Annotated in this window: 16 protein-coding genes and 1 pseudogene; 11 read left to right on the top strand and 6 right to left on the bottom strand. The window is 64.5% G+C overall.

The features are described 5' to 3' along the window. Positions 1-29 precede the first annotated feature (29 nt). Positions 30-1,685: pseudogene (locus VARPA_RS31940) on the bottom strand (ESPR-type extended signal peptide-containing protein); the annotation flags it as partial. A 348-nt stretch (positions 1,686-2,033) separates the two neighbouring features. On the opposite strand from VARPA_RS31940, the gene VARPA_RS07915 reads away from it, so the two are divergent. Together VARPA_RS07915 and VARPA_RS07910 are read left to right on the top strand one after the other, a co-directional pair. Continuing rightward, positions 2,034-3,170, top strand: coding sequence for a DUF2827 domain-containing protein (locus tag VARPA_RS07915; protein ID WP_013540034.1), 1,137 nt, complete (start codon positions 2,034-2,036; stop codon positions 3,168-3,170). A gap of 15 nt (positions 3,171-3,185) precedes the next feature. Further along, positions 3,186-4,043 (top strand): hypothetical protein, encoded by an 858-nt coding sequence (locus tag VARPA_RS07910; protein ID WP_013540033.1) that lies wholly within the window; start codon positions 3,186-3,188, stop codon positions 4,041-4,043. Positions 4,044-4,112: 69 nt separating this feature from the next. Here the strand turns inward: VARPA_RS07910 and VARPA_RS07905 are convergent, their stop codons facing one another. The 5 genes from VARPA_RS07905 to VARPA_RS07885 all read right to left on the bottom strand — a co-directional run bounded on the left by VARPA_RS07905 (position 4,113) and on the right by VARPA_RS07885 (position 10,234). Continuing rightward, on the bottom strand, positions 4,113-6,695 hold the full coding sequence (locus tag VARPA_RS07905; protein WP_013540032.1) for a bifunctional aconitate hydratase 2/2-methylisocitrate dehydratase: 2,583 nt from the start codon (positions 6,693-6,695) through the stop codon (positions 4,113-4,115). A 75-nt stretch (positions 6,696-6,770) separates the two neighbouring features. Further along, complete coding sequence (locus VARPA_RS07900; RefSeq protein WP_013540031.1) at positions 6,771-7,331, bottom strand: hypothetical protein; 561 nt, start codon at positions 7,329-7,331, stop codon at positions 6,771-6,773. Between the two features lie 38 nt (positions 7,332-7,369). Beyond that, positions 7,370-8,452 (bottom strand): HpcH/HpaI aldolase/citrate lyase family protein, encoded by a 1,083-nt coding sequence (locus VARPA_RS07895; RefSeq protein ID WP_013540030.1) that lies wholly within the window; start codon positions 8,450-8,452, stop codon positions 7,370-7,372. Then, positions 8,449-9,228 carry a trans-aconitate 2-methyltransferase gene (tam, locus tag VARPA_RS07890; RefSeq protein WP_013540029.1) on the bottom strand — a complete coding sequence of 260 codons (780 nt, stop codon included), beginning with the start codon at positions 9,226-9,228 and terminating at the stop codon, positions 8,449-8,451. The genes VARPA_RS07895 and tam overlap by 4 nt, the downstream gene beginning before the upstream one ends. A gap of 19 nt (positions 9,229-9,247) precedes the next feature. Beyond that, positions 9,248-10,234, bottom strand: a complete 987-nt coding sequence (locus tag VARPA_RS07885) for a malate dehydrogenase (RefSeq protein WP_013540028.1) — start codon at positions 10,232-10,234, stop codon at positions 9,248-9,250. A gap of 183 nt (positions 10,235-10,417) precedes the next feature. Between VARPA_RS07885 and VARPA_RS07880 the strand changes: the two genes are divergently transcribed. The 9 genes from VARPA_RS07880 (at position 10,418) to leuC (ending at position 19,087) form a co-directional block, all read left to right on the top strand. Further along, a complete protein-coding gene (locus tag VARPA_RS07880; protein WP_013540027.1) occupies positions 10,418-11,185 on the top strand; it encodes a GntR family transcriptional regulator in 768 nt (255 codons plus the stop codon). Between the two features lie 228 nt (positions 11,186-11,413). Then, positions 11,414-11,860, top strand: a complete 447-nt coding sequence (gene sdhC / locus VARPA_RS07875) for a succinate dehydrogenase, cytochrome b556 subunit (RefSeq protein ID WP_013540026.1) — start codon at positions 11,414-11,416, stop codon at positions 11,858-11,860. Positions 11,861-11,872: 12 nt separating this feature from the next. Next, entirely contained in the window at positions 11,873-12,238 is a 366-nt protein-coding gene (gene sdhD, locus VARPA_RS07870; RefSeq protein ID WP_013540025.1) for a succinate dehydrogenase, hydrophobic membrane anchor protein, read from the top strand. A 15-nt stretch (positions 12,239-12,253) separates the two neighbouring features. Further along, positions 12,254-14,062 (top strand): succinate dehydrogenase flavoprotein subunit, encoded by a 1,809-nt coding sequence (gene sdhA / locus VARPA_RS07865; protein ID WP_013540024.1) that lies wholly within the window; start codon positions 12,254-12,256, stop codon positions 14,060-14,062. 47 nt (positions 14,063-14,109) lie between these two features. Further along, positions 14,110-14,811, top strand: a complete 702-nt coding sequence (locus VARPA_RS07860; protein ID WP_013540023.1) for a succinate dehydrogenase iron-sulfur subunit — start codon at positions 14,110-14,112, stop codon at positions 14,809-14,811. Between the two features lie 26 nt (positions 14,812-14,837). Further along, positions 14,838-15,152 (top strand): succinate dehydrogenase assembly factor 2, encoded by a 315-nt coding sequence (locus tag VARPA_RS07855; RefSeq protein WP_013540022.1) that lies wholly within the window; start codon positions 14,838-14,840, stop codon positions 15,150-15,152. A 24-nt stretch (positions 15,153-15,176) separates the two neighbouring features. Next, positions 15,177-16,487 (top strand): citrate synthase, encoded by a 1,311-nt coding sequence (gene gltA, locus VARPA_RS07850; RefSeq protein ID WP_013540021.1) that lies wholly within the window; start codon positions 15,177-15,179, stop codon positions 16,485-16,487. A gap of 176 nt (positions 16,488-16,663) precedes the next feature. Continuing rightward, the gene (locus VARPA_RS07845; protein WP_013540020.1) at positions 16,664-17,626 is read left to right on the top strand and encodes a LysR substrate-binding domain-containing protein; all 963 of its coding nucleotides are present in this window, start codon (positions 16,664-16,666) and stop codon (positions 17,624-17,626) included. A 39-nt stretch (positions 17,627-17,665) separates the two neighbouring features. Beyond that, a complete protein-coding gene (gene leuC / locus VARPA_RS07840; RefSeq protein ID WP_013540019.1) occupies positions 17,666-19,087 on the top strand; it encodes a 3-isopropylmalate dehydratase large subunit in 1,422 nt (473 codons plus the stop codon). Positions 19,088-19,093: the final 6 nt, after the last annotated feature.

The following is a 19,093-nucleotide window of genomic DNA, read 5'->3' as shown; positions in this document are numbered from 1 at the left end:
GCGCCGTTGCCGAGTGCCGTGGCGTCGGTGTTGGCGGCATTGGCGTTGACGCCGATTGCCGTACTGGTCCCGACACTCGCCCTCGCCCCGTTGCCGATGGCGGTGATGCCGCTGCCGCTGCCGGATGCATTGGCACCATCGCCAATTGCCAACGCATAGATACCGTTGACGACCGCGCCGCGACCGACCGCGATGCCCGAGGTGGCCGTAGCGGCCACCGAAGACTGTCCACCGATCGCGATTGAGTCTTTTGCCGCCGCCGACGCGCTCGCGGTGGTGTTGCCCCCCACCGCTACTGCGCCATCGGCGCTTGCCTTTGCAAAGTTGCCCACCGCGGTACTGGAGTTCCCGCTCGACGTCGTTGCTGTGCCGATCGCGACGCTATCTACTTTGCTTGCCGTCGCGTCATAGCCGAACGCAAGAGACCTGGTGCCCGCGGCATTCGAGATCGTTCCGAATGCCACGGACGCACCGCCGGTGGCTTTGGCGAGATTGCCGAAAGCCATCGCAGGTGACGATCCATCGGTACCAACGGCAAGCGAACTGACGCCGAAAGCAACGTCGTTCACGCCAGCGGCATTGGCATTCTGGCCAATGGCCATCGCCGCGCCCCCGCTCGCGCGGGCATTGGTGCCGATGGCGAGCGTATTGCTGCCGGTCGCATTGGCGCTCACCCCGAAAGCCGCCGCGCTGGTGCCACTGGCCAAGCTGTTCTGCCCAAGCGCCATCGCTCCCGCACCCGCGGTGGCGTTGGCATTCTGGCCAATGGCAACACCCGACGGCGCTGTGGCCGTCACGATGGATTCAGCTCCAATGGCAACCGAATTAGCTCCGAGTGCCCTTGCCGCAGCAGTCCCGCTGGCACCAATCGCCGTCGAGCCAATACCGCTTGCGGTTGCTCCTGCGCCCACTGCCGTCGCGTAGTTGCTCGTTGCGTTGGCGCCCACGCCGATGGCAGAGGAATTGGTGCCGGTCGCGCCACCTTCGTTGCCGCCGATGGCCAGGGAATTTGTGCCGCTCGCGTTGGCTTGCCCACCGATCGCGATTGCATCCTGCGCCGTAGCCTTTGCGCCGGTGCCGATTGCCATCGAGTCGCCGCTTGTCGTGTTGGACGAAGCCAGGGAATTGGCGCCGATTGCGATCGCAGTCCCACTGCTGATGGCAGCCGCGTTGGCGGTTGCTCCAATCGCGATGTTGTTGCTACCCGCAGCGATGGAGTTGTGCCCCATCGCAACACTGTCAATGCCGAAAGCGTTGGCATTGAGACCGAAAGCCGAGGCATATTGCCCGGCGGTCGACCCCATGCCGTACATGCTGGCGCCCTTTCCCGTGGCAGTCGTGAAAGAACCGAAAAGGGTCACACCAAGAAAGCCCGCGCCATTGGCAGAGCACCCGCCGACCACGGTCGAGTACACGCCAGAACCGTCAGCGGGGTTGCCTGCCGCCGGATATATCTTTCCATCGGGACCAGCGTTGGAGCCGATGGTGCAGGAGCCGTTTGGCGGCCCGACGATGTAGGCGTTCGCGCTCTGCATCCAGCCGAAAGATGCCATTGCCACACTCAGCACTGCAGCGGACATCGCAAGGCGCGAACTGCTTCGCTTTCCTCGTGCAGACGTCACTTCCGATGCCGCCACCCATGCACCGAGCGACTCGTTCCAGATACTTCTATATGACTTATTCATGTGCTTTGGGCTTGTGGCAAATGGCCGATACGGATCGAAGCGCAACGGTTGCCAGCGGATGGACAACCGTTTGTCGATCACTCAGGCGCAACAGGCGCCATCGTTTACAGGAATGTCGGAATGTACGCAGTCATTTACATTCCTGATGCAATGCAGCAAGACCAAACATGCAGAGGGATGATTTAGTTCACAAAAACTAACGTTTGGCGCCCAACACCGGCCCAGGCCGTTGCAACCAAGAGACGGTGGGCGCAGCGCAACCTAAAATTGCCAGCCTTTCTTCTTCTCGCCTTTTCGGCCGCTGGCGGGTTGGCACAGGCCAAGCAAGCATCTCTTACACAACAAACAATGACCCCCAGCACCGGCCTGCGCATCGGCATCACCATCGGCCTGCACCACGAAGCCGAAACCCTCTGGAACAACGGCATCAAGCAGAACGCCGTGTTCCTGGCCGAAGCGCTCAAGCACTGCCCGAGCGTCGCCTCGGTCGTGCTGGTCAACACCACCGCCACCGCGATCACCCCGGCCCTGCCCTGGGACCAGACGCGCTGGCCTACCGTGACCTTCGAGGCAGCCAAGGACAACGTCGATGTGCTGATCGAGCTCGGCGGCCAAATCGACGGCGCGCAGACCGACTACCTGAAGCAGCGCGGCGCACGCCTCGTGTCGTACTGCTGCGGCTTCGAGTACGTGCACGCCATGGAGTCAATGCTGTTCAACAAGCCCCTCTGGGGCCAGAACCTGTACGTCAACCAGCGCTACGACGACATCTGGATGGTTCCGCAGGTCGCCAACATCAGCCAGCCGTTCTTCGAGGTGTTGCGCCGCACCGAGGCGCGTCCCGTGCCTTTTGTCTGGAGCCCGGTGTTCCTGGACGAGCGCAGCCGCACCCTGCCCGATGCCGGCGTGTACCAGCCGCGCAGCGGGCCGCGGCGGCTCAGCGTGATGGAGCCGAACATCAATGTTGTGAAGTTCTGCCTTTATCCGATCCTCCTTGCCGAGCTGTCTTATCGCGCGCGGCCTGACGCCATCGCCCTGCTGCAGGTCACCAATTCCGAACGGATGGCCAAGGAGAACATGGAGTTCATCATGCTGATGAACCAGCTCGACCTGGTTCGCCAGCACAAGGCGGTGTTCCTGGGCCGGCACGAAACGCCGGTGTTCCTTGCGCAGAACACCGACATCGTGGTGTCCCACCAATGGGAGAACCCGCTCAACTACTTCTATCTGGAAACCTGCTGGCAGGGTTACCCGCTGGTGCACAACGCGCACCTGTGCGCCGACCTCGGTTACTACTACCGAGGCAACGACGTGGCCGCGGGCAGTGCCCGGGTGCTCGAAGCCATCGACACCCACGATGCCGAGGCCACCGCCTACCGCGAGCGCCAGCGCGGACTGATCGACCGTTACCTTCCCGGCAACGCAGCGGCCACCGAGGTCTACAACCAATTGCTGCTCGGCCTGATGCAGCGTCCTGCCCGATGAACGGACACCTTTTCCATGCTTGACCCTTCCGAGCTTCGGCAGTTTTTCCCGGTGGTCGTATCACCCAGCCATGACGGCAAGTTCTTCCAGAACTATGTGACCTCGCTGCTGAACTTCGCCATCGAGTCCGAACGCGCCGGCATGCGCATGCAGGTGCTGTTTCACCAGGGCGAGAGCCTGGTGACGCGCGCGCGAAACAACTGCGTGGCCCAGTTCCTTGCCAATCCGAACTGGACGCACCTGTTCTGGATCGACGCCGACATCGGTTTCTCGGCGCAAGCCGCGTTCCGGCTGCTGCTGTCGGGCTACGACATCGCGGCCGGCGTCTATCCGCTCAAGCGCGAGAACTGGCCCGCCGAGGGCGTGCCGGCGGGCACCACACAGCAGCAATTCGAAGCTACCTTCACCCGCTACACGGTCAACGCAAAGGCGTCCGAGCTCACTTCGCAGGTCGAGCTCGAGGTGCAGCCCGACGGCTTCATGAAGATGACCGAGGCGCCGACCGGCTTCATGGTGATCAAGCGCGCCGTGTTCGAGCGCCTCATCGCGAGCTATCCCGACCTGAACTACGTTCCCGACAGCATCGGCGAGACCGACCAGGGCCTGCACTACCGCTTCTTCGACGTGATGGTCGACCCCGAGACGCGCCGCTACCTGTCGGAAGACTACGGCTTCTGCCGCCTGTGGTCGGGATTGGGCGAGTCGATCTACATCGACGCGAACTCCAACCTGAGCCACCAGGGCGCCAAGATGTACCGCGGTGATTTCGCCAGTTCGCTGCTGACGTCGCTGCCGCACGCGGTGGGTGGCCCTGCCGGCGCGGCGATGGTGCTCAAGGGCCAGGAATACCTGCAGCCGAACCTGCCAGGCTGAGCCAGGCGCAGCACCCAAGAAAAAGCCCCGTCGAGACGGGGCTTTTTCAATGGACCTGCGGGATGAAGATCAGGCTGCCGCCGTCTCCGTCACCTTGTAGTCGTCGATCTTGTCGAAGTTCAGGTATTGGTAGATCTGGCTGCTCGATGCATCGAGCACGCCGGTTGCGGCCATGTATTCCTCGCGCGTCGGGATGCGGCCCAGGCGCGAGCAGATCGCGGCCAGTTCGGCCGAGCCGAGGTACACGTTGGTGTTCTTGCCCAGGCGGTTCGGGAAGTTGCGGGTGCTGGTCGACATCACCGTCGCGCCTTCGCGCACCTGTGCCTGGTTGCCCATGCACAGCGAGCAGCCCGGCATTTCGGTGCGGGCGCCGGCATTGCCGAACACGCCGTAGTGGCCTTCTTCGGTGAGCTGCTGCGCGTCCATCTTGGTCGGCGGCGCGATCCACAGCTTGACCGGGATGTCGCGCTTGCCTTCGAGCAGCTTCGATGCGGCGCGGAAGTGACCGATGTTGGTCATGCACGAACCGATGAACACTTCGTCGATCACGGCACCAGCCACGTCGCTGAGCGTCTTCACGTCGTCCGGATCGTTCGGGCAGGCCACGATGGGTTCGTGGATCTCGGCCAGGTCGATCTCGATGACGGCGGCGTAGTCGGCGTCGGCATCGCCCTTGAGCAGTTGCGGGTCCGCAAGCCAGGCTTCCTGCGCGGCGATGCGGCGCGCCAGTGTGCGGGCGTCGGCATAGCCTTCGGCAATCATCCACTTCATCAGCGTGATGTTGCTGTTGATGTACTCCTGGATCGGTTCCTTGTTCAGGTGCACCGTGCAACCGGCGGCCGAGCGTTCGGCCGAGGCGTCGCTCAGCTCGAAGGCTTGCTCCACCTTCAGGTCGGGCAGGCCTTCGATTTCCAGGATGCGGCCCGAGAAGATGTTCTTCTTGCCTTGCTTGGCCACGGTCAGCAGACCCGACTTGATGGCGTACAGCGGAATCGCGTTGACCAGGTCACGCAGCGTGACGCCCGGCTGCATCTTGCCCTTGAAGCGCACGAGCACCGATTCGGGCATGTCCAGCGGCATCACGCCGGTGGCAGCCGCGAAGGCCACGAGGCCGGAGCCTGCGGGGAAGCTGATGCCGATGGGGAAACGGGTGTGGCTGTCGCCGCCCGTGCCCACGGTGTCGGGGGTCAGCAGGCGGTTGAGCCAGGAATGGATCACGCCGTCGCCCGGGCGCAGCGAGACGCCGCCGCGGTTGGCCATGAACTCGGGGAGTTCGTGGTGCATCTTGACGTCGACCTTCTTCGGGTACGCCGCCGTGTGGCAGAACGACTGCATCACGAGGTCGGCCGAGAAGCCGAGGCAGGCCAGATCCTTGAGCTCGTCGCGCGTCATCGGGCCGGTGGTGTCCTGCGAGCCGACCGAGGTCATCTTGGGTTCGCAATACGTGCCCGGGCGAACGCCGGTGCCCTCGGGCAGGCCGCAGGCGCGGCCGACCATCTTCTGCGCGAGCGAGTAGCCCTTCTTGGTGTCAACCGGGCTGGTCGGCAGGCGGAACAGCGTGGAGACCGGCAGGCCCAGCGCTTCGCGCGCCTTGGCGGTGAGGCCGCGGCCGATGATCAGCGGAATGCGGCCGCCGGCGCGCACTTCGTCGAACAGCACCTCGCTCTTGACCTGGAATTCGGCGATGACCTTGCCGTCCTTCAGTGCCTTGCCTTCGTAGGGACGCAGTTCGACCACGTCGCCCATGTTCATCTGCGCCACGTCGAGCTCGATGGGCAGTGCGCCCGAGTCTTCCATGGTGTTGTAGAAGATCGGCGCGATCTTGCCGCCGAGGCAGACGCCGCCGAAGCGCTTGTTCGGCACGAAGGGAATGTCTTCGCCGGTGAACCACAGCACCGAGTTGGTGGCGCTCTTGCGCGACGAACCCGTGCCGACCACGTCGCCCGCATAAGCCACGAGATGGCCGCGCGCGCGCAGGTCTTCGATGAACTTCACCGGGCCGCGCTTGCCGTCTTCTTCAGGGACGATGCCGGGGCGGGCGTTCTTGTGCATCGCCAGGGCGTGCATCGGAATGTCGGGACGCGTCGTCGCATCGGGTGCAGGCGACAGGTCGTCGGTGTTGATTTCGCCAGCCACCTTGAAGATGCTGACAGTGATGCTCTCGGGCACTTCGGGGCGGCTGGTGAACCACTCGGCATCGGCCCAGCTCTGCAGCACGCCCTTGGCGTTGGCGTTGCCCTTGTCGGCCTTTTCCTTGACGTCGTGGAACTGGTCGAACATCAACAGGGTTTTCTTCAGGCCCTCGGCCGCCACGGCGCCGACTTCGGCATCGTCCAGCAGATCGATCATCGGGCTGATGTTGTAGCCGCCGAGCATGGTGCCGAGCAGTTCGGTGGCACGGGCGCGCGAAAGAAACGCGCTCTTCTCGGTGCCATGCGCCACGGCGGCGAGGTAGCTCGCCTTGACCTTGGCCGCATCGTCCACGCCGGCAGGCACGCGATAGGTCAGCAGGTCCAGCAGGAAGGCGCCGTCTTTTTCGTTCGCGCTCTTGAGGAGCTCGATCGCTTCAGAGGTCTGCTTCGCGCTCAGGGGCAGCGGCGGGATACCGAGCGCGGCGCGTTCGGCAACATGGTCAACGTAGGCTTGCAACATCTTCTTTTCTCCGGAAACTGACTGGCGGGTGTGCAGCGCGGCAAGCAAGAGCCGCGCCGCATCCCGTGGGGACTCTTACTTCTTGGCCGGGTCGGCGCCTTCGAAAAGGCTCTTCGGCGGGTTCTTCTTCATTTCTTCGGCAAACGCGACCTGGGCGGCCGTCTGGCACTCGTCGGCGATGCGCAGGCCCGCCTTCTGGTTCATCAGCATCGACTTGTTGCCCAGCTGGAGCCACATGGCGCCGGCACGCGGGTCTTCGAGGCGGATGGCGCCGGTGCGGCTTTCGACCGGGTGCATGCGGTACTTCAGGCCCTTGGTGGTCACGTTGAAGAAGCCGGGCTTCTTCTCGTCTTCGGTCACCGTCACGTCAGCGCCGAGTTCGCACTGGGCCTTGCCGGTGGACACGCGCTTGGCGACTTCCAGATCGGCGTCGGTCAGCACAACGTTGGTTTCGTCGGCGATCGGCGTGACTTCCTCGACCGCCTTGGCGGCCTTGCGGGTCACTTGGCGCTTGGGCGGGGCCTTCTTCTTTGCTTCGGTGGACTTTGCAGCCGGCTTGGCAGGCGCCGCGCTTTGTGCCATGGCACCGAACGGCAGAGCCAGGGCCAGTGCGGCGATCAGGGCAATTTTCTTCATGTGTGGGTTTCCTTGAGGCTGGGTTCGAAGGTTTCGTTTCAGGAGGCCGCGAATGCAAACCAGGCTTTCGCCTCGGAGGGCAACGCGCGCCCTGTTGCGTGGGCGCGCGTCAGAACCTGCCAGAAGTGGCGGTAGCTCGCGCGGTCGTGCAATGTGCCATCAATTTGTGTCGGCGCCCAATCGGCGGCTGCGGCTTTTGCAATGATTTGTGTAGCAACCTGGATCTGCGCCTCGTCGGGCGCGAAGGCCTCGAGGATGGGCCGGATCTGGTTCGGATGGATGCTCCACATGCGCGTGTAGCCGAATTCGGTGGTCGCCTTGCGGGCCGCGACGCGCATCGCGTCGGTGTCGTTGAATTCGGTCACCACGCAGTGCGAAGGCACCTTGCCGTAGGCGTGCGCCGCGGAGGCGATCGCCAGCTTGGCGCGCACCACCAGCGGATGGGTGAACTGCCCGGCCGCGCCCATGCCGTCAGCGGGAATGGCGCCGGCATGCGCCGACACGAAATCCATCAGGCCGAAGCTGAGCGACTGCACGCGCGGATGCGCGGCGATTTCAAAGGCGTTGTGCACCGCCAGGGGGGATTCGATCAGCACATGCAGCGGCAGCGTGTCGGCATCGGCCGCCTCGAGCGCGGCCACGGCCTGCAACACATCGGCCACCGATTCGACCTTGGGCACCATCAGATGGCTCAGGCGCTGGCCGGCGCGGCCGGCGATGGTGATCACGTCGCCGGCGAAGGCCGGGTGATCGACCGGGTGCACGCGCACGCCGACACGCATGCCGGGCTTGGCGGCCAGCGCCAATTCGGTGACGAGCGCGGCATGCTCGGCCTCGCCGCCCACCGGGGCGCCGTCTTCGCAATCAAGGGTGACGTCGAACACGCAGGCGCCGAACTCCTCGGCCATCTCGGCCTGGAGCGCGAGGCTCTTCTTCATGCGCGCTTCGACGCCGCTGTAGTGGTCGCACACGGGCAGCGTCACGGCGCCGGCCTGCGCGCCGAGCAGCACTTCACCTGGGTGAACGGCGGCACGAGCCCCCACGCTCGGCACTTGCGTGTCCTCGCTGCCCCCCGAGGGGGCGCTCGCTGGCTTGGGGCGGCCCGGCGCGGCGCTCGTCATACCTTCTTCTGCGCCACGATGAACATGCGCGGGAACGCAAGCAGCCGCTTGCCGTCGGGGCGCGCCGGATAAGCCTCGTGCACGCGGCGTTCGTATTCGGCGAGGTAGCTCGCCTGCAGGTCGGGCGGCAGCCGGTCGACGAAGGGCTTCAGGCCCGTGCCGCGCACCCATTCGACGATAGAAGCTGCGTCGGCCATGCGGTGCTGATAGATCGTGTGCCAGACATCGACATTGGCCGCATGCGGCGCCAAGAGGTCGTAATAACCGCCGAGCGGCAGCAGCTTGGTGCGCAGCCGGTCGGCATCGCCGATGGGCTCGGCCCAGGGCGCTTCGGCAGCGAGCGCACGCATCAGTCGGTGCGTGGGCTCCTGGCGGTTGTCGGGCATCTGGACGGCGAGCACGCCGCCCGGGGCCAGCGCGTCGAACAGGCGGGGGATCAGCGTTTCGTGATCCGGCACCCATTGCAGGGACGCGTTGGCGTAAATGAGGTCGGGCGCTTTGTCTTGCGGCACCCAGGTCGCGATGTCGCTCAACTCGAAGCGCGCACTGGGCAGGCGCTCGCGAGCGCTGACCAGCATGGCCTCGGAGTTGTCGGTCCCGAGGGCTTGCGCCTTCGGGAACCGGTTGACCAGCAGTTCGGTGGAGTTGCCCGGCCCGCAACCGAGGTCGACCACGCGGTCGGCTTCGGCCAATGGCACCCGCGCCAGGAGTTCCTGTGCGGGTCGGGTGCGCTCGTCTTCGTAGCGACGGTAGAGCGCGGGGTTCCAGTCGAGCATGCGGGCAGCTTTGCTTGGCTTACAGCAAGTGGGCGACGCCAGCGCGTTCGCCTTCGAGCTCTTCGAGGGTCTTGTTGATGCGTTCCTGGCTGAATGCATCGATTTCCAGGCCTTCGACCAGCTTGTACTCACCGTTTTCGCAGGTGACCGGGAAGCCGAACATCACGTCCTTCGGAATGCCGTACTGGCCGTCCGACGGGATGCCCATCGTGACCCACTTGCCGCTGGTGCCCAGGGCCCAGTCGCGCATGTGGTCGATGGCGGCGTTGGCGGCAGAGGCAGCCGACGACAGGCCGCGCGCTTCGATGATCGCCGCGCCGCGCTTGCCGACGGTCGGCAGGAACGTGTTGGCGTTCCATTCCTGGTCGTTGATCATCTTGGCGACGCTTTCGCCGTTGATGGTGGCGAAGCGGTAGTCGGCGTACATCGTGGGCGAGTGGTTGCCCCAGACGGTGAGCTTCTCGATGTCGGCCACGGCCTTGCCGGTCTTGGCGGCGATCTGGCTGGCGGCGCGGTTGTGATCCAGGCGCAGCATGGCGGTGAAGTTCTTGCGCGGCAGGTCGGGCGCGCTCTTCATGGCGATATAGGCGTTGGTGTTGGCGGGGTTGCCGACCACGAGCACCTTGACGTTGCGGCTGGCGACGGCGTTCAGCGCCTTGCCTTGCGCGGTGAAGATGGCGCCATTGACGGCCAGCAATTCGGCACGTTCCATGCCGGGGCCGCGGGGGCGCGAGCCAACCAACAGAGCGTAGTCGGCATCCTTGAAGGCCGTCATCGGGTCGCCATGGGCTTCCATGCCGGCCAGCAGCGGGAAGGCGCAGTCGTCCAGCTCCATCATCACGCCCTTGAGCGCCTTCTGGGCCTTCTCGTCGGGGATTTCGAGCAATTGCAGGATGACCGGCTGGTCTTTGCCGAGCATTTCGCCGGATGCGATACGGAACAACAGGGCGTAACCGATTTGACCGGCGGCACCGGTAACGGCAACGCGGACAGGCTTTTTGCTCATGGGAAGACTCCAGAAGGTGGTGAAACGGTGTCGGCGCTCTCGTGGGGCGCCAAGGTCCGACGGGGGAAACAGTGTCCCGCGGCGCGAGACCGGCCCGCATTTTAAGCCGATTCAATGAGCCTCGTCTTATGTCTTATATAAGATATCCTCGGGGGCGACGCCAAGGCGCACCCCACCGCTGCCATGAACACCCCCACTGCCCTCGACGAGCCCCCTACGCCGTCTACGCCGTCCTTCAGTCCGCTCTACCAGCAGATCAAGACATTGATCCTGCAGAGCCTGCAGGCGGGCGAGTGGAAGCCGGGCGAACCCATTCCCAGCGAGATGGACCTGGCCGTGCGCTATCGCGTGAGCCAGGGCACGGTGCGCAAGGCCATCGACGAACTCTCGGCCGAAAACCTGGTGGTGCGACGCCAGGGCAAGGGCACCTTCGTCGCCACGCATGCCGAGCAGCATGTGCAGTACCGCTTCCTCAAGCTCGTGCCCGATGCCGGCGACCCGAACATCGAAGGCCCCGCCGAACGCACGATCGTCGACTGCAAGCGCCTGCGCGCATCGGCCGACGTGGCGCGCGCCCTTGGCCTTCGCACGGGCGACGCCGTGCTGCAGGTGCGCCGCGTGCTCGCCTATGCGGGCGTGCCGACCATCCTGGAAGACCTCTGGCTGCCCGGCACACCCTTCAAGGGACTCACGGCCGAGCGCCTGCGCGCATGGCCCGGCCCGATGTATGCGCTCTTCGAAACCGAGTTCGGCGTGCGCATGGTGCGCGCCGAAGAAAAAATCCGTGCGGTGCTTCCCGATGCGGAGCAAGCTGCGCTGCTCGCGGTGACGTCGCAGATGCCGCTGCTGAGCGTCGAACGCGTGGCGCACACGTATCACGACATGCCGATGGAACTGCGCCGAGGCCTCTATCGCACCGACACGCACCACTATCGCAACCAGCTCGGCTGACGACGCATCGACATGGACCATCGAACCGACCGCCTCGAAGCGCCCGCACAGCGCGCACAACACGCTACGAAGTCAATAGCATCCGACTGCTGCGGTGCGCCGACTCGAACGCGTCCGATACGCAATGGTGCATTGCAATAGAATTTTGCGTTGTTTGCATTTCCGCAGAAGAGAAACAAAAGCGTTCGCTCTCAGAACAAGCCACCAACAAGCCACGAAAGCCCCTCAATGACAGAGCTTGCATCTCCCCCCCGGCCACCGCGTCGCGAATTCCGAAACATCAATGCGTTCACCGATCTCACGACGTACCGGCTCCCGCCGGCCGGCATCGTGTCGATCCTGCACCGCGTCAGCGGCGTGCTGATGTTCCTGTTGCTGCCGTTCACCATCTGGATGTTCGACACCTCGCTCTCTTCGGACTATTCGTTCGCCAGATTCAAGGCCGCATTCAACAGCGGCCTTGGTTTCGTTCCGGGATGGTTTTTCAAGCTCGTCGCACTCGCGCTGATCTGGGCCTACCTGCACCACTTCATCGCCGGTCTGCGCCATCTCTGGATGGACGTGAGCCACGCCGCCGTGACCAAGGAGTTCGGTCACACGTCGGCCGTCGTGACGCTGGCACTGAGCGTTCTGCTCACCGTCGTGCTCGGCGCCAAACTGTTCGGCCTGTACTGAGAAGGAGCCCCCATGTCTGTGAATTACGGCTCCAAGCGCATCGTCGTCGGTGCTCATTACGGTTTGCGCGACTGGCTCAGCCAGCGCATCACGGGCGGCCTGATGGCGCTCTTCACGGTCATCCTGCTCGCGCAGATGATCTTCACGCGCGGCCCCATCGGCTACGACCTCTGGGCCGGCATCTTCGCCGCGCAGTGGATGAAGGTGCTGACCTTCTCCGTGATCGTCTCCCTGCTATATCACGTGTGGGTCGGCATGCGCGACGTGTGGATGGACTATGTCCAGCCCGTCGGCATCCGTCTTGTGCTGCAAATTTTCACCATCGTCTGGCTTGTCGGTTGTGCGGGTTGGGCCATTCAAGTGCTTTGGAAGATCTGACCTGACATCCCCACCATGACCTATACAAAAGAACAAATCACCAAGCGCAAGTTCGACGTCGTGATCGTCGGTGCCGGCGGCTCCGGCATGCGCGCTTCGCTGCAACTCGCACGCGCCGGCCTCAACGTGGCTGTGCTCTCCAAGGTGTTCCCCACCCGTTCGCACACCGTCGCCGCGCAAGGCGGCGTGGGCGCATCGCTCGGCAACATGAGCGAAGACAACTGGCACTACCACTTCTACGACACGATCAAGGGCTCCGACTGGCTCGGCGACCAGGACGCGATCGAGTTCATGTGCCGCGAAGCCCCGAAGGTCGTGTACGAGCTCGAGCACTTCGGCATGCCTTTCGACCGCAACCCCGACGGCACGATCTACCAGCGCCCGTTCGGCGGCCACACGGCCAACTACGGCGAGAAGCCCGTGCAGCGCGCCTGCGCCGCGGCCGACCGCACCGGCCACGCGATGCTGCACACGCTCTATCAAAAGAACGTCGAGGCGCGCACCCAGTTCTTCGTCGAATGGATGGCGCTGGACCTCATCCGTGACGACGAAGGTGACGTGGTCGGCGTGACCGCGCTCGAAATGGAAACCGGCGACCTGCACATCCTGCAGGCCAAGACCGTGCTGCTGGCCACCGGCGGCGCGGGCCGCATCTTCCAGGCCTCGACCAACGCCTTCATCAACACCGGCGACGGCCTGGGCATGGCCGCGCGCTCGGGCATTCCGCTGCAGGACATGGAGTTCTGGCAGTTCCACCCGACCGGCGTGGCCGGCGCGGGCGTGCTTCTGACCGAAGGCTGCCGCGGCGAAGGCGCCATCCTGCTCAACAGCAACGGCGAACGCTTCATGGAGCGCTATGCGCCCACGCTGAAGGACCTGGCGCCGCGCGACTTCGTCTCGCGCTCGATGGACCAGGAAATCAAGGAAGGCCGAGGCTGCGGTCCCAACAAGGACTACGTGCTGCTCAAGCTCGACCACCTGGGCGCCGACACCATCCACAAGCGCCTGCCTTCGGTGTACGAAATCGGCGTCAACTTCGCCAACGTCGACATCACGAAGGAACCGATTCCCGTCGTGCCGACCATCCACTACCAGATGGGCGGCATCCCGACCAACATCAACGGCCAGGTCGTCATCCAGAAGGGCGAGGACAACAGCGCCGTGGTAAACGGCCTCTACGCGGTGGGCGAATGCTCCTGCGTGAGCGTGCACGGCGCGAACCGCCTGGGCACGAACTCGCTGCTCGACCTCTTGGTGTTCGGCCGCGCGGCCGGCAACCACATCGTCGAGTTCAACGACAAGCTGAAGGAACACAAGGAACTCCCGAAGGATGCGGCCGACCGCACGCTGGAGCGTCTGAACCGCCTCGAATCGACCACCACCGGCGAATACGCACAGGACGTGGCCGGCGAGATCCGCGCCGTCATGCAACAGCACGCCGCGGTGTTCAGGAAGCAAGCCTCGATGGACGAAGGCGTGGTCAAGATCGCCGCCGTGCGCGAGCGCGTCAATTCGATCGGCCTGAAGGACAAGTCCAAGGTGTTCAACACCGCCCGCATCGAAGCGCTGGAAGTCGACAACCTGATCGAAGTGGCGCAGGCCACGATGGTCTCGGCCGCCGCCCGCCGCGAATGCCGCGGCGCCCACACGGTGGAAGACTACGAGCGCCCCGCGGACGACCCGGTCGCGCCGCTCGGCCGCGACGACGCCAACTGGATGAAGCACACGCTCTGGTACAGCCAGGACAACCGCCTCTCGTACAAGCCGGTCAAGCTGCAGCCGCTCACGGTGGCCTCGGTTCCACCGAAGGTCCGCACGTTCTAAGTCACGGCTAACAGTCAGCCAATAAAAGCATTCACAAGGTCACTACGATGAAGCGCACATTCCAGATCTACCGCTACGACCCGGACAAGGACGCCAAGCCCTACATGCAGACCATCGAGATCGAACTCGACGGCCACGAACGCATGCTGCTGGACGCCCTGATGAAGCTCAAGGCGCAAGACCCGACGCTGTCGTTCCGCCGCTCGTGCCGCGAAGGCGTCTGCGGTTCCGACGCGATGAACATCAACGGCAAGAACGGCCTTGCCTGCCTCACCAACATGCTCACGCTCAAGGGCACGATCGTGTTGAAGCCGCTGCCGGGCCTGCCCGTCATTCGCGACCTGATCGTGGACATGACGCAGTTCTTCAAGCAGTACAACTCGATCAAGCCGTACCTGCAGAACGACAACGTGCCGCCCGAGAAGGAACGCCTGCAGTCGCCCGAAGAGCGCGAAGAGCTCAACGGCCTGTACGAATGCATCCTGTGCGCGAGCTGCTCCACGAGCTGCCCGAGCTTCTGGTGGAATCCCGACAAGTTCGTCGGCCCGGCAGGCCTCCTGCAGGCCTACCGCTTCATCGCCGACAGCCGCGACGAAGCCACCGCCGAGCGCCTGGACAACCTGGAAGACCCGTACCGCCTGTTCCGCTGCCACACGATCATGAACTGCGTCGACGTGTGCCCGAAGAACCTGAACCCCACCAAGGCCATCGGCAAGATCAAGGAATTGATGGTGCGTCGCGCCATCTGATCCTTCTTCGAGAAGAAATCATCACCATGCAAACCGCCGACGAACTCCAGCAGCCGCTCAGCGAACGTGCGCTGAGCAAGCTGAAATGGCGTTGCCGGCGCGGCCTGCTCGAAAACGACCTGTTCATCGCCCGCTTCTTCGAGCGGCACGAATCCCACATGACCAATGGTCAGGCGGGAGCGATGGAGACATTGATGGACCTGTCGGACAACGACCTCCTCGACCTTTTGCTGCGCAGGAAGGAGCCCGAGCCCGAATGGGCCGGTGCCGAGGTGGTCGCATTGCTGCAATTGATGCGCACCGACGGCGCCCAGCGCCCCGCAATCTCTCCTTCGTCCTGAATCCTCCTCTGAAAGTAAATCGAAATGAAAGCATCCGATACCAAGGCCACGCTGTCGTTCAGCAACGGCGGCGACAGCGTCGAACTGCCGATCTACAAGGGCACCGTCGGCCCCGACGTGATCGACATCCGCAAGCTGTACGCGCAGACCGGCATGTTCACCTATGACCCGGGCTTCATGTCGACCGCCGCCTGCCAGTCGGCCATCACGTACATCGATGGCGACAAGGGCGAGCTGCTGTACCGCGGCTACCCGATCGAGCAGCTCGCGACCAACTGCGACTTCCTGGAAACCTGCCACCTGCTGCTGTACGGCGAACTGCCGGACGCACCCAAGAAGGCCAACTTCACCAAGCTCGTGACGAACCACACGATGGTGAACGAGCAGATGCAGTTCTTCCTGCGCGGCTTCCGCCGTGATGCCCATCCGATGGCCATCATGACCGGCCTGGTGGGCGCGCTGTCGGCCTTCTATCACGACAGCACGGACATCAACAATCCCGAGCACCGCGAGATCGCCGCGATCCGCCTGATCGCGAAGATGCCCACGCTCGTGGCCATGGCCTACAAGTACACGATCGGCCAGCCGTACATGTACCCGAAGAACGACCTGAGCTATGCGGGCAACTTCCTGCACATGATGTTTGCCACGCCCTGCGAGGAGTACAAGGTGAACCCGGTGCTCGAGCGCGCGCTCGACCGCATCTTCATCCTGCACGCGGACCACGAGCAGAACGCCTCGACCTCGACCGTGCGCCTGTGCGGCTCGTCGGGCACCAACCCCTTCGCGGCCATCGCGGCCGGCGTGGCCTGCCTCTGGGGTCCCGCCCACGGCGGCGCCAACGAAGCAGCGCTCAACATGCTGTACGACATCCAGCGCGAAGGCGGCGTGGAGAAGATCGGCGAGTTCATCAAGAAGGTCAAGGACAAGAACTCGAACGTCAAGCTCATGGGCTTCGGCCACCGCGTGTACAAGAACTACGACCCGCGCGCCAAGCTGATGCAGGAAACCTGCAACGAAGTGCTGACCGAGCTGGGCCTGGAGCAAGACCCGCTGTTCAAGCTGGCCAAGGAACTGGAAAAGATCGCCCTCGAAGACGAGTACTTCGTCTCGCGCAAGCTCTACCCGAACGTGGACTTCTACTCGGGCATCGTGCAGCGCGCCATCGGCATCCCGGTGCCGCTGTTCACCGCGATCTTCGCGCTGGCCCGCACGGTCGGCTGGATCGCCCAGCTGAACGAAATGATCGGCGACCCCGAGTACAAGATCGGCCGCCCGCGCCAGTTGTTCGAAGGTTCGCCAAAGCGCGATGTGAAGCCGATTTCGGCCCGCTGAGCGATTCGCGAAACCTCGCCCCTCAAAAAAGCTGCCTTCGGGCAGCTTTTTTATTGCCCGTTCGAGATGCCTCTCTTCGCAGGCCGGCAGCAAGGCCATCTCAGATGACGATGGCGACAGCGAGAAATCGGTAAGAAAATAGCCATCTCATCGCAAAACGCGATGCCCCACACCCCATGAGCACGTCCGAACGCAACTTTGCCCGCCGCATCGACCTCACGTCGTTGCAGTTGTTCGTGGCTGTGTGCGAGTTGGGCAGCATTGGTCGCGCGGCCGAGCGCGAATTCATCGCGGCATCGGCCATCAGCAAGAGGCTGTCGGACTTGGAGGCCACGCTGGGCACCAACCTGCTCTATCGGCATGCGCGCGGCGTGGACCTCACGCCGGCCGGTGAAAGCCTCCTGCACCACGCTCGCTCGGTGCTCTACAGCTTGGAGAAGATGCAGGGCGAGCTCAGCGAATACGCTGACGGCGTGCGCGGCCATGTGCGGGTGCACGCCAACATCTCGGCCATCGTGCAGTTCCTGCCCGAGGACCTGGGCGTGTTCACGCGGGCGCATGAAGCCATCAAGATCGACCTCGAGGAGCACCTGAGCAGCGAGGTGACCCGCGCGGTGCAGGAAGGCGCGGCCGACCTCGGCGTGTGCCATGTGGCGGGCGGCGCGGGCGAGTTGCAGAGCCTGTCGTACCGGCACGACCGCCTCGCGCTGATCGTCCCCACGGGGCATGCGTTGGCGTCGCACGTCGCCGTCGACTTCATCGACTCGCTGGACTTCGACCACGTCGGCCTGCACACCAACAGCTCGATCTACGTCGCGATGCACGAAGCAGCGCTGGGTGCGGGGCGCAGCGTCAAGCTGCGCATCCACGTCACCGGCCTCGATGCCATGTGCCGGATGATCGAAAACGGCCTGGGCATCGGCGTGATGCCGCAGCGCGCCTTCGAGCTGATGCAGAACGGCATCGGCCGCGGCCTCGTGAGCGTGACGCTCAACGACGCCTGGGCGGCGCGCGAAATCCGCCTGGTGGCGCGCGACTTCTCCACGCTGCCGGTGGCGGCGCGCACGCTGGTGAACCACCTGCACGCGGCGGCTGATTCTGCCGACGCCCCCGAACAGCTCGCGGCACGGGCCGCATAGACAGACAATCCATTTCCCCACGAAAGACAAGAGACCGACATGGCACGCACGCTCTACGACAAGATCTGGGACGAACACGTCGTCCACACCGAGGAAGACGGCACCGCGATCCTCTACATCGACCGCCACCTGGTGCACGAAGTCACCAGCCCGCAAGCCTTCGAAGGGCTGCGCGAAGCAGGCCGGAAGCTCTGGCGCATCAGCTCTGTAGTGGCCACGGCCGACCACAACACCCCGACCACCGGCTGGGCACGCGGCTACGAAGGCATCGCCGACCCGACCAGCAAGGAGCAGGTCACCACGCTGGACAAGAACATCGCCGAATTCGGCGCCGCCGCGTTCTTTCCGTTCCTGAGCAAGCGCCAGGGCATCGTGCACGTGATCGGCCCGGAGTCGGGCGCAACGCTGCCGGGCATGACGGTCGTCTGCGGCGACTCGCACACCTCCACGCACGGTGCGTTCGGCGCGCTGGCGCACGGCATCGGCACCAGCGAGGTCGAGCACGTCATGGCCACGCAGACGCTGCTGGGCAAGAAGGCGAAGAACATGCTGGTGAAGGTCGAAGGCAAGCTGCCCCTCGGCTGCACGGCGAAGGACATCGTGCTGGCCATCATCGGCAAGATCGGCACCGCCGGCGGCACCGGCTACACCATCGAATTCGCGGGCTCCGCCATTCGCGACCTGAGCATGGAAGGCCGCATGACGGTCTGCAACATGGCCATCGAGGCCGGTGCGCGCGCGGGCCTCGTGGCCGTCGACGAGAAGACCATCAGCTACATCAAGGGCCGACCGCTCGCACCCACCGGCGTGGAGTGGGAACAGGCGACCACCTACTGGCGCACGCTGCAGTCCGACCCCGGCGCGGCCTTCGACGCCGTGGTCGAGCTCGATGCCGCGCAGATCCCGCCGCAGGTCACCTGGGGCACCTCGCCCGAGATGGTGGTCGACATCAACGGCCGCGTGCCCGATCCCGACAAGGAAAAGGACGCCAGCAAGCGCGGCGCCATCGAGCGCGCGCTGGTCTACATGGGCCTGGAGCCGAACAAGGCGATGAACGACATCTTCATCGACAAGGTGTTCATCGGCTCGTGCACCAACAGCCGCATCGAAGACATGCGCGAAGCCGCGGCGGTCGTGAAGAAGCTCGGCCAGAAGGTCGCGAAGAACGTGAAGCTCGCGATGGTCGTGCCCGGCTCGGGCGTGGTGAAGGAGCAGGCCGAGCGCGAAGGCCTGGACGTGATCTTCAAGGCCGCAGGCTTCGAATGGCGCGAACCCGGCTGCTCGATGTGCCTCGCGATGAACGCCGACCGCCTCGAGCCCGGTGAGCGCTGCGCATCGACCTCGAACCGCAACTTCGAAGGCCGCCAGGGCGCCGGTGGCCGCACCCACCTCGTGAGCCCGGCCATGGCCGCCGCTGCCGCTGTGCACGGCCATTTCGTCGACGTGCGCACCTTCGCCTGACCTGGA

The sequence above is a fragment of the Variovorax paradoxus EPS genome (assembly GCF_000184745.1).
Taxonomy (GTDB): Bacteria; Pseudomonadota; Gammaproteobacteria; order Burkholderiales; family Burkholderiaceae_C; genus Variovorax; species Variovorax paradoxus_C.
This window is presented reverse-complemented; position numbering and strand designations above follow the sequence as displayed.

Bases quoted from the DNA above. Each gene is read 5' to 3' on its own strand.
- VARPA_RS07915 (WP_013540034.1), top strand. From the start codon at position 2,034: ATGACCCCCAGCACCGGCCTGCGCATCGGCATCACCATCGGCCTGCAC.
- VARPA_RS07910 (WP_013540033.1), top strand. From the start codon at position 3,186: ATGCTTGACCCTTCCGAGCTTCGGCAGTTTTTCCCGGTGGTCGTATCA.
- VARPA_RS07905 (WP_013540032.1), bottom strand. From the start codon at position 6,695: ATGTTGCAAGCCTACGTTGACCATGTTGCCGAACGCGCCGCGCTCGGT.
- VARPA_RS07900 (WP_013540031.1), bottom strand. From the start codon at position 7,331: ATGAAGAAAATTGCCCTGATCGCCGCACTGGCCCTGGCTCTGCCGTTC.
- VARPA_RS07895 (WP_013540030.1), bottom strand. From the start codon at position 8,452: ATGACGAGCGCCGCGCCGGGCCGCCCCAAGCCAGCGAGCGCCCCCTCG.
- tam (WP_013540029.1), bottom strand. From the start codon at position 9,228: ATGCTCGACTGGAACCCCGCGCTCTACCGTCGCTACGAAGACGAGCGC.
- VARPA_RS07885 (WP_013540028.1), bottom strand. From the start codon at position 10,234: ATGAGCAAAAAGCCTGTCCGCGTTGCCGTTACCGGTGCCGCCGGTCAA.
- VARPA_RS07880 (WP_013540027.1), top strand. From the start codon at position 10,418: ATGAACACCCCCACTGCCCTCGACGAGCCCCCTACGCCGTCTACGCCG.
- sdhC (WP_013540026.1), top strand. From the start codon at position 11,414: ATGACAGAGCTTGCATCTCCCCCCCGGCCACCGCGTCGCGAATTCCGA.
- sdhD (WP_013540025.1), top strand. From the start codon at position 11,873: ATGTCTGTGAATTACGGCTCCAAGCGCATCGTCGTCGGTGCTCATTAC.
- sdhA (WP_013540024.1), top strand. From the start codon at position 12,254: ATGACCTATACAAAAGAACAAATCACCAAGCGCAAGTTCGACGTCGTG.
- VARPA_RS07860 (WP_013540023.1), top strand. From the start codon at position 14,110: ATGAAGCGCACATTCCAGATCTACCGCTACGACCCGGACAAGGACGCC.
- VARPA_RS07855 (WP_013540022.1), top strand. From the start codon at position 14,838: ATGCAAACCGCCGACGAACTCCAGCAGCCGCTCAGCGAACGTGCGCTG.
- gltA (WP_013540021.1), top strand. From the start codon at position 15,177: ATGAAAGCATCCGATACCAAGGCCACGCTGTCGTTCAGCAACGGCGGC.
- VARPA_RS07845 (WP_013540020.1), top strand. From the start codon at position 16,664: ATGAGCACGTCCGAACGCAACTTTGCCCGCCGCATCGACCTCACGTCG.
- leuC (WP_013540019.1), top strand. From the start codon at position 17,666: ATGGCACGCACGCTCTACGACAAGATCTGGGACGAACACGTCGTCCAC.